Below are 14,141 nucleotides of genomic sequence, written 5' to 3' on the forward strand. Positions count from 1 at the left end.
CATGACCGCCCCCGCCCGGATCGCCCCTCCCGCCCCCGCTGAGCAGTCGAACGTCAGCTACCTCGGGATCGGCGCGTACCGTCCGCGGCGCGTGGTGCCCAACTCCGAGATCGTCGACAAGATCGACTCGAGCGACGAGTGGATCAAGACCCGTTCGGGCATCGAGTCGCGGCACTTCGCCGAGGACGACGAGACGATCCTGTCGATGTCGGTCAAGGCCGCCGAGCGTGCGATCACGGCCGCGGGCATCGATCCCCAGCTGGTCGACTGCGTCATCTCCGCGACGAACACCCGCCTGGAGCTGGGCCCCTCGCTCGCCCCGCAGATCGCCAAGGAGCTGGGCCGCGTCGGCATCCCCGCGTTCGACATCACCGCCGGCTGCTCCGGCTTCACCACCGCCGCCGCCGTCGGCACCGACCTGATCCGCGCCGGCACCGCCAAGTACGTGGTGGTCGTGGGCGTCGAGCGCCTCTCCGACCTCATCTCGCCCGAGGACCGCACCTGCGCGTTCATCTTCGCCGACGGTGCCGGTGCGGCCGTGCTCGGACCGTCCGAGGAGGTGGGCGTCTCCCAGGTGTCGTGGGGCGCCGACGGCGACTTCACCACCGCGATCTTCCAGGACAAGGACTTCGGCACGTACTTCGACGAGGTCCACGCGTTCCGGGACGACACCACGACCGAGGCGCCCGTCCGCCCGTTCCTGCGCATGGAGGGCCGCAAGGTCTTCCGCTGGGCCGCGACCGCGCTGCTCCCCGCGTGCCAGGAGGCGCTCAAGCTCGCCGGCCTCACCTCGAAGGACATCGACGTCTTCGTGCCGCACCAGGCCAACCTGCGGATCACCCAGGTGCTCATCAAGGCGCTCGAGCTGCGCGACGACTGCGTGGTCGCCGAGGACATCGTGACCACCGGCAACACCTCCGCGGCGTCGATCCCGCTCGCCGTCGAGGAGCTCCTGCGCACCGGCAAGGCGAAGCCCGGCCAGACCGCGCTCGTCATGGCCTTCGGCTCCGGCCTGGCCTACGCCGGCCACGTCATCACCCTGCCGCCGGTCCACTTCGAGGACTGATCGCACTGCAGCCGAAGCAGCCCGACTCCTGCCCGGGTGTCCTGCGACCGCACGCCGCGGCCGACGGTGCCCTGGTTCGGGTCCGGCTGCCCGGCGGAGCGCTCGAACCCGAGCAGCTCGTCGCCCTCGCCGAGCTCTCCGGTGACGAGCCGCTCGAGCTGACGTCGCGCGGCAACGTCCAGCTGCGCGGCGTCGCCGACCTCGACGCCGCCCGCGCGCGCCTCGCCGACGCGGGGCTGCTGCCCTCGCCGACGCACGAGCGGGTGCGCAACATCGTCGCCTCGCCGCACTCCGGCGAGCTCCGGGAGACCGCCGCGGCGCTCGACCGAGCGCTCGTGGCGCGACCGGCCCTCGCTGAGCTGCCGGGGCGGTTCCTCTTCGCCCTCGACGACGGTGTCGGCGACGTCGCGGCGCTCGGCGCGGACGCCGAATCGCGCGGCGGCGTTCTCCATCTCGCCGGGTGCCCGACCGACCTGCCCGGCACCGTCGACGCGCTGCTCGATGCCGCGCAGGCGTTCCTGGACCTGCGCGGCGACGAATGGCGCGTGCAGGACCTGCCCGACGGTGCCGACCGCATCGTCGTGGCGCTCGGCGGGCAGATCACCGGGCCGCGTTCCGTACCCGCGCCCCCCACTCCGCCGCCCGTCGGCTGGTTCGAACGGTCCGACGGCTCGGTGGCGCTCGGGATGGGCGTTCCGCTCGGCCGGCTCGACCCGCGCACCGCGCAGTTCGTCGCCGCCGTGGACCACCCGATCACGATCACCCCGTGGCGGACGGTGCACCTGCACGGACTCGACGAGGGCGCCGCGGAGACCGTGGTGCGCTTCCTCGCGCCGATGGGCCTGATCTTCGACGCGAACGCGCCGCTCCTGCGGGTGAGCGCCTGCGTCGGCGACCACGGATGCGCCCGCGCGCACGGGGATTCGCTCGCGCACGCGGCAGACCTCGCCGACGGCATCGCCGACGACGAGCGGGTCCACGTGGTCGCGTGCGAGCGCGGCTGCGGCGCACCGTCGGGCGAACACCGACGGGTGGTCGTGACGGGCGAGCCCGGCGAATAGACTTCCCGGGTGCACGACTACCTCACCGACGGCGCCGAGATCTACCGGCGATCCTTCGCCACGATCCGCGCCGAGGCGGACCTCGCCGCCCTCGCCGCCGACGCGGAGACGGTGGCGGTCCGCATGATCCACGCCGCCGGCCAGGTCGATCTGGATCGCGACATCCGCATCTCCGCCGGCGCCGTCGCGGCCGGACGCGCCGCGCTGCGCGCCGGGGCGCCGATCCTCGCGGACGCGAACATGGTGGTGCACGGCGTCACCCGCGCCCGCCTGCCCGAGGACAACGAGGTGCTGTGCCTGCTGCGCGATCCGCGCGTGCCCGCGCTGGCCGCCGAGATCCGGAACACGCGCAGCGCCGCGGCCCTGCAGCTGTGGGGCGAACGGATGGCGGGCGCGGTCGTCGCGATCGGCAACGCGCCGACGGCTCTGTTCCACCTGCTCGACCTGCTCGCGGCGGGCGCGCCGAAACCCGCGGTCGTCGTGGGGATCCCGGTCGGCTTCATCGGCGCCGCGGAGTCGAAGGACGCGCTGGTCGCGGAGGCGGCGGGGCTGGGCGTCGAGTACATCACCGTGCTGGGCCGCCGCGGCGGCAGCGCGATCACGGCGGCGGCGCTCAACGCGCTGGCGCGGGAGGAGGAGCTGTGACGGGGATCCTGTACGGCGTGGGCGTGGGTCCGGGTGATCCGGAGTTGGTCACCGTCAAGGCCGCGCGCCTCATCGCCGAGGCGGACGTGGTGGCGTATCACAGTGCGCGGCACGGCCGCTCGAACGCGCGCGCGTGCGCGGCGCCGTACCTGCGCGAGGGCCAGACGGAGATCCGGTTGATGTACCCGGTGACCACCGAGACCACCGATCACCCCGGCGGCTACCGCGGCGCTCTCGACGACTTCTACGCCGGTGCCGCGGAGGAGCTCGCCGAGCACCTCACGGCGGGGCGCGACGTCGTGCTGCTCGCCGAGGGCGATCCGATGTTCTACAGCTCCTACATGCACATGCACAAACGGCTGCGCGATCGGTTCGAGTGCGTCGTGGTCCCGGGCGTCACGTCCGTGAGCGCCGCGGCCGCCGCCACCGGCGTCCCGCTGGTCGAGGCCGACGAGGTGCTCACCGTGCTCCCCGGCACGCTCCCCGAGCCCGAGCTGCGCCGCCGCCTCGCCGACACCGACGCCGCCGCGATCATGAAGCTGGGCAGGACCTTCCCGACCGTTCGCGGCGCCTTGCAGGACGCCGACCGGGACGGCGCGGCCTGGTACGTCGAGCGCGCCAGCCGCGCGGACGAGCGGGTGCTGTCGGTGGGCGACGTGAGCGCCGAGGACGTCCCGTACTTCGCGACGGTGCTGGTACCCGGCCGGATCAACGCGCCCACGGCACCGTCGGGCGGGGAGGTCGTGGTCGTCGGCCTCGGCCCCGGCGACGATGCGTGGACGACACCGGAGGTCCGGCACGAGCTTGCGGAGGCGACCGACATCGTCGGGTACCAGACCTACACCGACCGCGTGCGCCCCCGGCCCGGGCAGCGCGTGCACGCCTCGGACAACCGCGTGGAGGCCGACCGCGCCCGGCACGCCCTGGAGCTCGCGGCCGGCGGTGCCCGCGTCGCCGTGGTCAGTTCCGGCGATCCCGGCGTGTTCGCGATGGCCTCCGCCGTCGCCGAGGTGGCGGCCGACCCGGCCTTCCACGCCGTCCCCGTCCGCGTGCTTCCGGGTATGACCGCGGCGAACGCCGTCGCGAGCCGCGCGGGAGCGCCTCTCGGCCACGACTACGCGGTGCTTTCGCTCTCGGACTACCTCAAGCCCTGGGAGGTCATCGAGCAGCGGCTGCGCGCCGTCGCCGCGGCGGACCTCGCGCTGGCCGTGTACAACCCGGCGTCGAAGACGCGCCGCGAGCAGCTCGTGCGGATGCGCGAGGTGCTGCTCGACGTGCGCTCCCCCGAGACCGTCGTCATCGTCGGACGCGCCGTCGGCTCGCCCGAGGAAACGCTGACGGTGACGACCCTCGGCGCCTTCGATCCCGAGCAGGTGGACATGCGCTGCCTGCTCATCGTCGGGTCCTCGCGCACCGAGGTCACCGAACGCTCCGGCGGCCGCATCGTGCACACTCCCCGTAGGTACTGACAGAAGGAGAAGAATGATGGCGAAGGCGTACTGGATCGCGTTCTACCAGGAGATCAAGGACCCCGAGAAGATGGCGGCCTACGCGGCCATCGGCGGGCCGGCGATCACCGAGGGCGGCGGGCGCTTCATCGTCCGCGGCCAGGCCGCCGTCGCCTACGAAGCAGGGAAGGTCGAGCGCACCACGGTCATCGAGTTCGACAGCCTCGAGCAGGCCGTCGCGACGCACGACTCCCCCGCCTACCAGGCGGCCCTCGCCGCCCTCGGCGACGGTGCCGTCCGCGAGATCCGGATCTGCGAAGGCTCCTGAACTGCGCTGACCCGCCGCCGCGGAGCCTGCCCCTCGCAGGGGCAGGCAACCGCCCGCGCAGTGGACCAGACTCGGGGACATGATCGATGAGACCGCCCCGACCCTGGCGTCCTTCCTCCGCTCCCGGCGCGCCGCGGTGGACGCCGACGCCCTCGGCCTCCCCAGCTACGGCCGCCGGCGGGTCCCGGGCCTGCGCCGCGAGGAACTCGCCGAGCTCGCCGGGGTATCGGTCAACTACCTGACCCGCCTCGAACAGGGTGCCGCCGGAAATCCCTCCGACGAGGTCCTGAGCGCACTCGCCCGCGCCCTGCAGCTGAGCGAGGTCGAGCGCCTGCACCTCCTCGAGCTGGCCCATCCGTCGGGCGAGGGGGCGGCGCCGATCGATCGGCACGGCGCCGGATTCACCGGCGTGCGCCAACTCGTCGACGCGATGGAGACGCCCGCCGTGGTGCTCTCCCGCAACCAGGACATCCTAGCGTGGAATCGCCTCGGCAACGCCGTTCTGGCCCCGCACGTCCCGTACGAGGACCTGCACGCCGATCCGCCGCCGAACAAGGTGCGGCAGACCTTCCTCGATCCGGAGGTCAGGTCGCTCTTCGTCGATTGGGAACTGGAGGCCGAGCTGGCCGTCGCGTCGCTCCGCTGGGTCGCCGCCCAGTTCCCCGACGACGCGGCGCTCCGCGGCCTCCTCGGCGAGCTGGTGCTCGATCGCGACTTCGCCCGGCTGTGGGCACTGCAGGCCGTCGAGCTGTGCACCAGCGGCGTCAAACGGTTCCACCATCCGTGGGTGGGCCGGCTCGACCTCTGCTACCAGATGCTCCACCTCCCCGAGTCCGACGGTGCGCGCATGATCGCGTTCAGCGCCGCGCCCGGCAGCCCGGACGACGACGCCCTGACGCTGCTGCGGCACCGCGTGGCCGACTGAGCCGCACCCCCAGCCCCAACCCTCCCTCCACCAGGGTCGCCGAACCGCGGCGACCGCTGGCGATCCCCACTGCCCGAAGAACGGATCCGTCATGCCCCTGCACCCCCAGGCCGCCGCCCACCTCGCCGCCATCGCCGGCGCCGCGCCCGTCCACGCCGGCTCCGTCGCGGAGGCCCGCCGGGCGGGACGCGGCTACCTCGACCTGCAACGCCGCGCACCCGACGTCGACCACGTCCGGCACACCTACGTGATCGGCCCGGGATCGTCTCTGCCCGTGCGCGTGTACCGCGACGGCCCGCCCGGCGGCCCTGTGATCCTCATGCTGCACGGCAGCGGCTTCGTGATCGCCGACATCGAGGTCAGCGACGAACCCGCGCGGCTCCTGGCGCTCGCCACGGGCTTCACCGTCGTCACCGTCGACTACCGGAAGGCGCCCGAGAACCCCTATCCTGCGGCGATAGACGACGCCGCGGCCGTGCTCGAGTGGATCGCCTCCGGCGCGCTCGACGTGGATCCGGAGCGGATCGCAGTCGTCGGCGACAGCGCGGGAGGGACTCTCGCCGCCGCCCTGGTACAGCGCGTCCGCGACCGCGGCGGACCCGCCGTCGCCGCGCACGCGCTCCTGTATCCGTCCCTCCGGCGGCACTCCCCCGCTTCGAATCTGGCCGATGACGAGGTGAGCCTGTCCGCCCGCGACGTCACCTGGTTCTGGGATCACTACCTCGGCGCCGGCTCGACCCCCGAAGGCGCGCAGCCGCTCGACGCGACCGACTTCTCGGGCCTACCGGCCGCCTTCGTCGCGACCGCCGAGTACGACGTGCTCCGCGGCGACGGCGAGGAGTACGCCGCCGCCCTCCGAGCTGCGGGCGCCGCCGTCGAGTACCGCGACTATCCCGGCACCCTGCACGGCTTCTACTGGATGGACGCCGTCCTCGACGCCGCCACCGACCTCCAGCGCGACCTGGCCTTCTGGCTGCGCGCGACCCTGAACGGAGCCCGATGATGACCGCCCTCTCGCACCGTCGCCTACACCCCGGACTACTGGCACTCGCCATGGGCGGCTTCGGGATCGGGCTCACGGAGTTCTCCATCACCGGCCTGCTCTCCGACGTCGCGAGCGACCTGGGAGTGAGCATCCCCGTCGCCGGCGGACTGGTCACCGGCTATGCGCTCGGCGTCGTGTTCGGCGCCTTCACCGTGACGCTCGCCCTGGTGTCGCGGCCGCCGAAGACCGCGCTGCTGATCCTGCTGGCCCTCTTCGTCGCGGGGAACGCCCTCTCCGCGGCCGGCCCCACCTACGAGTCGGTGATGGCGGGCCGGATCCTCGCGGCGTTGTGCCATGGCGGCTTCTTCGGGATCGGTGCCGTGCTCGCGGCGCGGCTGGTCACACCCGACCGCCAGGCGTCGGCCATCGCGCTGATGTTCGCCGGGCTGACCGTCGCGAACGTGCTCGGCGTCCCCTCCGGCACCGCGCTCGGTCACCGGTTCGGGTGGCGGGCCACGTTCGTCGCGGTCGCCGTGATCGGGCTCGTGGCCATGGCGGCGATCGCCTCGCTGGTGCCGAGCGTGCCCGCCGAGACGACCTCGGTGCGCGCTCAGCTGTCGGTGCTGTCGCGTCCCACCGTCTGGATCGCCTGCGCCGTCACGGCTCTCGTCTTCGGCGGGCTGTTCGGCGCCTTCACCTACATCGAGCCGCTGCTGCGGTCCGTCACCGGCTTCGGCGCCGCCGCGATCCCCTGGCTCCTGGTGCTGTTCGGACTGGGCCTGTTCGCCGGCAACCTCGTCGGTGGCCGTGCCGCCGACCGGGACGCGGACCGCGCGTTGCTCACGTTCGCCGCGCTCCTGCCCCTCGCCATCGCGGCGGTCGCGGTGCTCGCGGGCTCGAAGCCGCTCGTCGCGGTCGCGCTCGCCGTCATGGGCCTCATCGGCTTCGCGACGGTGCCCGCCCTGCAACTGCGCGTGCTGCGGAACGCCGGCACCGCGACGCTCATCGCCTCATCGGCCAACATCGCGGCGTTCAACCTGGGCAACGCCGTGGGTGCACACCTCGGCGGCACGGGGATCAGCCTCGGAGGCGGCCCGACGTCGCCGGTGTGGATCGGCGTCGCCCTGAGCGGTGCGGGCGCCCTGCTGGCCGCCGCGAGCATCGCCGCCGAGCGACGGCGCCGCGCTCCCCGTCCCGGCGTGCGGGTCGACGGAGCGGCGGTCTGAGCCCCGCTCGCCGGTCCCCGGAACAGCGGGGGCCGGCGAGGCGTTGGACCGTGCATGGCCTCGACCGAGTTCGACCCCCGCACCCTGATCGCCGCCAGCCGGATCGGCGTCCTCGCCACGCTCCGGGCCAGTGGCATGCCGCAGCTCTCCCCCGTCACCACGGTGTACGACGCGGACGCCGACCGGATCCTCGTGTCCATGACCGCCGGCCGCGCGAAAGAGGCGAACCTGCGCCGCGATCCGCGGGCCGCGATCGAGTTCACGAGCGCCGACGGCTACACCTGGGCCACGGCTGAAGGCACCGCGACGCTCATCGGCCCGTCGACGGATCCCGACGGTGCCGAGGTGGACGCGCTCGTCGACTACTACCGCGCCGGTGCTGGCGAGCATCCCGACTGGCGTGAGTACCGCGAGGTCATGGTCGCGGACCGCCGTGTGCTGCTCGTCCTGCAGATCACGCACGCGTACGGCGCCAAACTGCGCTGAGCGTCCCCGTCGGGCCTCTCAGGCGGCGCCGAAGCGGGCTATGGCCTCCACTGCCGTCACGCGGCCGGCGGTCGCGAGGTCGAGGTTCGCCAATGACGCCGCATGCACGTCCGGATCCGCCGCGGCGACGCAGTCCTCGACGACGTGCACGACCAGGCCGAGATCGGTGCCGTGCCGCGCGGTCTGCTCGACAGTGAGGTTGGTCGCGACGCCGGTGAGGTAGAGGGTGTCGATCCCGTGCTCCGCGAGCCACTCCGTGGCCGGCCCCGCGAGCCCGGAGAGGCGCTGGTTGTCGTACACCGCGGTCGGCTGGTCGGCCATCGCGGCGATGATGCCCGCGCCGCCGGCGTCCGGGCGGAAGGATTCCTGCGCGTCACCGACCGCCTGCATGAACGCGGTGTTCCGCACGAGATCGCCCTCGCCCTCGGGCACGGTGAACCGGGTGAAGATCACCGGCACGCCCGCTGCGAGCGCCGCGTCGTGGAAGGCCGCCGCCCGGTCCACGACGCCGGACTCTTCGACCGGTCCCGCCAGCATCGGCCCGAAGAAGCCCTCCGGCTCGATCACGTTCACCTGCCAGTGCAGGGCCAGGACAGCAGCTGTCATCCCCCGATCATGCCGCGCTCAGTCCACCGCCCGCAGGAACTCGGCGACCTCGACGGCCCATTCCTCGGCCTCGGACGGCGTGAAGATGTGCCCGGCCCCGGCGTACTCGACGACGCGCGACCCGGGGATCGCGCTGAACTCCCGTGCGATGTCGGCGGGCACCAACCGATCGCCGCCCGCGACGACGACCAGGGTGGGAACCGCGATGCCGGGCAGGAGATCCGTGACGTCCACGCGCCCGGCCAGATCGATCTGCGCGGACATCCCCTCCGGCATCGTGTCGCGGACCGCGATCCGCGTCTCATCGAGAGCCGCCGGCGGCAGCACACGCAGCGTCGCGTCCGAGGACGCGACGGACAGCACGTACGCCGCGAGCGCGTCGTGGGCGCCGGCCGCGGCGAGCGCACTGATCGTGTCCGTGACCGTCCGTACCCGGAAGTCGGATCGGGCGACGCCGACCGTCAGCACCAGGGCCGAGACGTGTTCGGGGTGGCGGTGCGCGGCCGTGATCGCCACGGCCGCCCCGAGGGAGAGCCCGACGACCGGGAAGCGCTCGGCGCCGCGGCTCACGGCGGCCGCCACGACGCGATCGGCGAGGTCCTCGAGGGCGAGCGGCGCTGCGCCGAGCGGGGTACCGCCCGATCCGGGCCACGACGGTCCGACGAACCGCAGGTCGGGCGCGCGGTCGACCAGCGCGGCGAAGTTCTCCAGAACCCCGCCGCCCGCGCCGTGGGCGAGCGCGACGACGGGGCCGGCGCCGCGGTCGATGACGGCGGAGCGGGCGGTGGACAGGATCTGGGTGGCACGATCGGAATACATGCGTGCAGTGTGCGGGTTGACGCCGGTGTGAAGGTCAAGGGCGGGATGCTGATCGGCGAGTTGTCCGAGGTCACAGGCGCGAGCACGCGGTCGCTGCGGTACTACGAGGAGAAGGGCCTTCTGGCAGCGGAGCGCACCCCCGCCGGCTACCGCGTCTACGACGGCGACGCCGCCGGGCAGGTGCGCCGGATCCGCGGCCTCCTCGACGCGGGCTTCGACACCGACGCCATCCGGGTGATCCTCCCGTGCGCCCGGGACGAGCGGACCGTCGACCTGTGCCCCGCGATCGAGGCCGCGATGCGCGCCACCCTGTCCCGCATCGACGCGGATCTCGGCGAGTTGACGCGGAGACGGTCCGCCGTCAGCGCGCTTCTCGGGTGAGCAGGCGCGCCCCCACCAGGGCCACGACGGCGCCGGGCAGGACGTTGAGCAGCAGGATCGGGAACTCCTCGGCCACTGTGTAGCCGTGCGAGACGCCGACGGCCAGGTTCGCGATCATCGCCAGCGTCCACAGCACGACGAAGGCGATCGCCGCCCGCTGCGGACCCACGGATCCGACCTTGCGCCCGACGGCGAGGAAGACCAGGGCCAGCACGATCCCGAGGGTGACGATGATGATCGTCCGCACGGTCGTCAGCCCTCGCGGATCGTCATGGACTTGAGGCGATCGCCCTCGACGGCGAAGGTGAACTCGCTCAGGCCGTTGGCGTGGGTGCTGCGCCAATCGCCCACCACCGTCACTGTGTCGCCGTCGACGGTGACCTTCTCCGGCGTCAGCACGCCCTTCGCGCCGATGAACTCGTTCGCGCTCCACCCCTGCATCGCGGCGCGATCGCCGAAGACGCGGCCCCAGTCGTCGATGTAGCCGTCGGCGGTGAAGGCATCGAGGAAGGCCGCTTCGTCACCGGCGTTCACGGAGTCGATGAACTCCTTGACCGGGCTGGGGATCTCGATGTTCGTCATGCGCGTCTCCTCGTCGTAGCGTCCGTGGGCTTGCAGCCCCACAGTCGCCATCGTAGGGGCGCGAGGGCGGCTCTGCCGCACGAATACCGGTCCGATCCACAAGTCCTGCTTGTACGTCGGGGCGAGAGTCACGCGTCTCCGACGAGCCGGGCGTAGGCGGCAGCCGCGGTCGGCACCGCGGGCACCCCTGCGGGTCGCTCGGGCCGGTCGACGACGACCACGTCGATCCCGAGTTCCCGCGCCGCGGCCAGCTTCGCCGAGACGAGATCCCCGCCGCTGTTCTTGGTCACCAGCACGTCGATCCGGTTGTCGCGCAGCAGCGTCCGCTCGGATTCCACGGTGTACGGGCCGCGGTCGCGGAGCAGTTCGTGCCGCGGCGGTAGGGCGCACGACGGCGCGTCGACCACCCGGATCAGGAACCACCAGGCCTCGAGCGCCGCGAACTCGCCGACGTCCTGACGGCCGGTCGTCAGCATCGCGCGCCCACCCTCCCGGCGGGCCAGCACGCGGGCCGCGGCGGGCACCGTCGGCACGCGGGTCCACTGGTCGCCCGCTACCGGAGACCACTCCGGCCGGACCAGCGCGAGCAGCGGCACCCCCGACGCCTCCGCCGCGAGCGCGGCGTTGCGGGAGATGGTCGACGCGAACGGATGCGTCGCGTCCACGAGCACGTCCACGCCGTCCTCCGCGAGGAACGCCGCTAGGCCCGACGGTCCGCCGAACCCGCCGATCCGCGTCTCCCCCACCGGTAGGCGCGGATTCGCCACGCGGCCGGCGAGTGAGCTGAGCACCGTGAACCGCGGGTCCTCGAGGAGGAGGCGGGCCAGTTCGCGGGCCTCGGCGGTCCCGCCGAGGACCAGCACGCGCGGCATCAGTGGCTCGCCCCCGGGGCGCGCAGGCGGCGCGCCGAGTACAGGTAGCTCTCCTCGAAGGCCTCCGCGGCCAGCACCTTGCCGACGAAGATGACCGCGGTCTTCGTGATCCCCTCCGCCGCCAGGCGCTCCGGAAGCTCAGCGAGCCGGCAGCGGACGATCCGCTCGTCCTCCCGGCTGGCGGAGGCCACGACCGCCACGGGGCAGTCGGCGCCGTAGTGCGGCAGTAGATCCTCGGTCAGCGCCTGCGCACGGTGCGCGGCGAGGTGCAGCGCCAGGGTCACCCCGGTCCGGGCGAGCGAGGCCAGATCCTCCCCCGCGGGCATGTCCGTCGACAGCGTGGAGACGCGGGAAATGAGCAACGACTGGCCAACGCCGGGCACCGTCAGCTCCCGGCCGAGCGCGGCGGAGGCGGCGGCGAAGGCGGGCACGCCCGGGACGATCTCGTACGGCACGCCGGCCGCGTCGAGCCGGCGAGCCTGCTCCGTGAACGCGGAGTACAGGGAGATGTCGCCCGAGTGCAGGCGCGCCACGTCCAGACCCGCCGCGTGCGCGGAAACCAACTGGTCGACGATGTCGGGCAGCGGCATCCGCGCCGTGTCCACGAGCGTCGCCCCCGGCGGGCACCGGTCCAGCATCTGCTGCGGCACCAGCGATCCCGCGTACAGGCAGACGGTGCAGCGCGCGAGCAGCTCCGCGCCGCGCAGCGTCAGCAGGTCCGGGGCGCCTGGACCGGCGCCGATGAAGTAGACGGTCACGCATCACCTTTCACGAACACCCATTGCACGATCGGCCGGCGCGGCTGCCACGCGGTGCCCCCACCCAGGGGTGCGAGGTCTGCGATCGTGCAGCTGCGCAGCTCGCCGCCGTACCGGGCCCGCAGCGCTGCGGCCAGGGCCTGGCCCTCGACGGTGACGGTGTTCGCGACGAGCCGCCCGCCCGCGGGCAGCACCCCGACGCACGCCGCGGCGAGGGGCTCGGTGAGGCCGCCGCCGACGAAGATCGCGTCGGGCATCGGCAGGTCCGCCGTGAGGTCCGCCGTGTCGCCGACGACCACCTCGACGGTCACGCCGGCCCGGGCCGCGTTGCGCGCCACCCGCTCGGACCGGTCCGCACGCCGTTCGACGGCGACGACGGAGCCGCCGCCCTGCAGCGCCCAGGTGATCCCGACGGAGCCCGAGCCCGCGCCGAAGTCCCAGATCCAGCCGGGCGTCGGGCGCAAGGCCGCCACCGTCATGGCGCGGACATCGGCCTTGGTGATCTGGCCGTCGTGCTCGAAGGCGAACTCCCCCGCCGGACCGGCCGGATCGATCGCCACCACGTTCAGGTCGTCGACGCGCAGGTTCCTCCGGAACGTGCGGACCTTCTCGCGGGGGCCGCCGAGCTGCTCCAGGACCGTCATCGTCGCGGCGAGGCCGGCGTCGCGCAGCAGGTCCGCGAGGAGCGCGGGCGTGGCACCGGACTCGCTGAGCACCAGGGTCCGCCGACCGTCGCGGACCGCTCGGACCACCGGCGACGGGTCCCGCGCCACCGCGGAGACGACGGTGACCTCCTCGGCGGGCCAGCCCAGCCGGGCGCAGGCCAGAGCGAACGACGACAGGTGCGGGATCACGTGCAGGTCCAGGTCGGGCCGGCGGCGCGCGATCGTCGCTCCCACGCCGTAGAACATCGGGTCCCCGCTGGCCAGCACGTGCACCCCGTCGGCGAGCTCGTCGATCGCCGGCAGCAGCGGCGAGGGCCACGGGCGCGCGGCCTCGTCGGCGAGCTCCTCCGGCAGGAGCTTGAGCTGCCGGGGTGCACCGTGGATGACGGTCGCGTCGAGCAGGGCACGCCGCGCAGCGTCGGTCAGCCCCGGCCAGCCGTCGGCGCCGATGCCGACCACCGTCACCGTCATCGCGGCATCCACCGCCAGACGGCCTGCGGGACGAACCGCAGCCCGGCGTACAGGGGCCGTAGCACCGGCGGGATCCACACGACCCGGCGGCCGCGGCGCAGCGCGTGTACCGTCGCCTCCGCGACCTGGGGTGCCGTGCGGCTGAACGGCGCGGGCTTCACCCCGGACGCCATCAGCTCGCGGGTCATCGCGCCCACGATGAAGCCTGGCCGAGCGAGTAGCACCTGGATACCGCTGCCGTGCAACGAATCCGTGAAGCCCTGCACGAATCCGTCGAGTCCCGCCTTGGTGCTGCCGTAGACGTAGTTGGCCTTGCGGACGCGGACCCCGGCGACCGACGAGAAGGCGACGATCGCGCCCCGGCCGCCCGGGCGCTCGTCCTGGGCGCGCAACAGTTTCGCCAGCCCCAGCAGGATGGACACCTGCGCCACGTAGTCGGTCTGCGCGATCTGCACGGCGTGCGACGGATCCGCCTCGGCCCGGGCCTGGTCGCCGAGGATCCCGAACGCCACCACCGCCACACCGATGCGGCCGAACCGGTCGGCCACCTCGTCGAGGAAGGCCGCGTGCCGGTCGGTGCGGTCGGCGTCGAACTCGACCGGGAAGACGCCGGTGGCGCCGACCTCGCGCAGCATCGCGATCTGAGCGTCCAGGTGCTCCGAGCGGCGGGCCGCGAGGACCACGTCGCGGCCCGGCGCGATCCGCCGGACCACCTCCAGACCGACCTCGCTCCGGCCGCCCAGGAGGAGCACCGCGCCGTCGGGAATCCTGTCCGCACTCACCGGACCAGACTAGACGCGCGGCACCCCGCTACCGT

General features: G+C 73.4%; 18 protein-coding genes and 1 pseudogene. 11 read left to right on the forward strand and 8 right to left on the reverse strand.

Annotated features, from left to right (window positions below; genetic code table 11):
- The first annotated feature begins 1 nt into the window (after position 1).
- The 10 genes and pseudogenes from ACM9LD_RS21070 to ACM9LD_RS21110 all read left to right on the forward strand — a co-directional run bounded on the left by ACM9LD_RS21070 (position 2) and on the right by ACM9LD_RS21110 (position 8,170).
- On the forward strand, positions 2-1,066 hold the full coding sequence (locus ACM9LD_RS21070; protein WP_102101933.1) for a beta-ketoacyl-ACP synthase 3: 1,065 nt from the start codon (positions 2-4) through the stop codon (positions 1,064-1,066).
- Between the two features lie 86 nt (positions 1,067-1,152).
- Positions 1,153-1,233, forward strand: a pseudogene (locus tag ACM9LD_RS25055) (hypothetical protein); the annotation flags it as partial.
- 96 nt (positions 1,234-1,329) lie between these two features.
- Positions 1,330-2,127, forward strand: a complete 798-nt coding sequence (locus ACM9LD_RS21075; protein ID WP_462933956.1) for a hypothetical protein — start codon at positions 1,330-1,332, stop codon at positions 2,125-2,127.
- Between the two features lie 9 nt (positions 2,128-2,136).
- Positions 2,137-2,772 (forward strand): precorrin-8X methylmutase, encoded by a 636-nt coding sequence (locus ACM9LD_RS21080; RefSeq protein ID WP_415678493.1) that lies wholly within the window; start codon positions 2,137-2,139, stop codon positions 2,770-2,772.
- Complete coding sequence (locus ACM9LD_RS21085) at positions 2,769-4,241, forward strand: precorrin-2 C(20)-methyltransferase (RefSeq protein WP_415678494.1); 1,473 nt, start codon at positions 2,769-2,771, stop codon at positions 4,239-4,241. Before ACM9LD_RS21080 ends, ACM9LD_RS21085 begins: the two co-directional genes overlap by 4 nt.
- 16 nt (positions 4,242-4,257) lie before the next feature.
- Complete coding sequence (locus tag ACM9LD_RS21090; protein WP_415678495.1) at positions 4,258-4,548, forward strand: DUF1330 domain-containing protein; 291 nt, start codon at positions 4,258-4,260, stop codon at positions 4,546-4,548.
- A 79-nt stretch (positions 4,549-4,627) separates the two neighbouring features.
- Complete coding sequence (locus ACM9LD_RS21095; protein ID WP_415678496.1) at positions 4,628-5,473, forward strand: helix-turn-helix domain-containing protein; 846 nt, start codon at positions 4,628-4,630, stop codon at positions 5,471-5,473.
- 91 nt (positions 5,474-5,564) lie between these two features.
- Entirely contained in the window at positions 5,565-6,476 is a 912-nt protein-coding gene (locus tag ACM9LD_RS21100; protein ID WP_415678497.1) for an alpha/beta hydrolase, read from the forward strand.
- The gene (locus ACM9LD_RS21105) at positions 6,476-7,684 is read left to right on the forward strand and encodes an MFS transporter (RefSeq protein ID WP_415678498.1); all 1,209 of its coding nucleotides are present in this window, start codon (positions 6,476-6,478) and stop codon (positions 7,682-7,684) included. The genes ACM9LD_RS21100 and ACM9LD_RS21105 overlap by 1 nt, the downstream gene beginning before the upstream one ends.
- A 54-nt stretch (positions 7,685-7,738) precedes the next feature.
- Positions 7,739-8,170 (forward strand): PPOX class F420-dependent oxidoreductase, encoded by a 432-nt coding sequence (locus tag ACM9LD_RS21110; RefSeq protein ID WP_415678499.1) that lies wholly within the window; start codon positions 7,739-7,741, stop codon positions 8,168-8,170.
- Between the two features lie 18 nt (positions 8,171-8,188).
- Here the strand turns inward: ACM9LD_RS21110 and ACM9LD_RS21115 are convergent, their stop codons facing one another.
- On the reverse strand, positions 8,189-8,776 hold the full coding sequence (locus tag ACM9LD_RS21115) for a cysteine hydrolase family protein (protein ID WP_415678500.1): 588 nt from the start codon (positions 8,774-8,776) through the stop codon (positions 8,189-8,191).
- 18 nt (positions 8,777-8,794) lie between these two features.
- Positions 8,795-9,595 (reverse strand): alpha/beta fold hydrolase, encoded by an 801-nt coding sequence (locus ACM9LD_RS21120; protein ID WP_415678501.1) that lies wholly within the window; start codon positions 9,593-9,595, stop codon positions 8,795-8,797.
- Between the two features lie 9 nt (positions 9,596-9,604).
- Between ACM9LD_RS21120 and ACM9LD_RS21125 the strand changes: the two genes are divergently transcribed.
- Positions 9,605-9,976, forward strand: coding sequence for a MerR family transcriptional regulator (locus ACM9LD_RS21125; RefSeq protein ID WP_415678502.1), 372 nt, complete (start codon positions 9,605-9,607; stop codon positions 9,974-9,976).
- Here ACM9LD_RS21125 and ACM9LD_RS21130 read toward each other — a convergent pair.
- The 6 genes from ACM9LD_RS21130 to ACM9LD_RS21155 all read right to left on the reverse strand — a co-directional run bounded on the left by ACM9LD_RS21130 (position 9,957) and on the right by ACM9LD_RS21155 (position 14,106).
- Positions 9,957-10,223 (reverse strand): hypothetical protein, encoded by a 267-nt coding sequence (locus tag ACM9LD_RS21130; RefSeq protein WP_415678503.1) that lies wholly within the window; start codon positions 10,221-10,223, stop codon positions 9,957-9,959. The two genes, ACM9LD_RS21125 and ACM9LD_RS21130, sit on opposite strands and share 20 nt — an antisense overlap.
- 5 nt (positions 10,224-10,228) lie before the next feature.
- Positions 10,229-10,558: a nuclear transport factor 2 family protein gene (locus tag ACM9LD_RS21135; protein ID WP_415678504.1), complete on the reverse strand. Its 330-nt coding sequence runs from the start codon at positions 10,556-10,558 to the stop codon at positions 10,229-10,231.
- A 128-nt stretch (positions 10,559-10,686) separates the two neighbouring features.
- On the reverse strand, positions 10,687-11,430 hold the full coding sequence (locus ACM9LD_RS21140) for a cobalt-precorrin-6A reductase (RefSeq protein WP_415678505.1): 744 nt from the start codon (positions 11,428-11,430) through the stop codon (positions 10,687-10,689).
- Positions 11,430-12,188, reverse strand: a complete 759-nt coding sequence (cobM, locus tag ACM9LD_RS21145; RefSeq protein ID WP_415678506.1) for a precorrin-4 C(11)-methyltransferase — start codon at positions 12,186-12,188, stop codon at positions 11,430-11,432. Before cobM ends, ACM9LD_RS21140 begins: the two co-directional genes overlap by 1 nt.
- Positions 12,185-13,324, reverse strand: coding sequence for a precorrin-6y C5,15-methyltransferase (decarboxylating) subunit CbiE (gene cbiE, locus ACM9LD_RS21150; protein ID WP_415678507.1), 1,140 nt, complete (start codon positions 13,322-13,324; stop codon positions 12,185-12,187). The genes cobM and cbiE overlap by 4 nt, the downstream gene beginning before the upstream one ends.
- The gene (locus tag ACM9LD_RS21155; RefSeq protein WP_415678508.1) at positions 13,321-14,106 is read right to left on the reverse strand and encodes an SDR family NAD(P)-dependent oxidoreductase; all 786 of its coding nucleotides are present in this window, start codon (positions 14,104-14,106) and stop codon (positions 13,321-13,323) included. Before ACM9LD_RS21155 ends, cbiE begins: the two co-directional genes overlap by 4 nt.
- Between the last annotated feature and the right edge of the window lie 35 nt (positions 14,107-14,141).

It is taken from the genome of Tsukamurella hominis (assembly GCF_965137015.1).
Taxonomy (GTDB): domain Bacteria; phylum Actinomycetota; class Actinomycetes; order Mycobacteriales; family Mycobacteriaceae; genus Tsukamurella; species Tsukamurella hominis.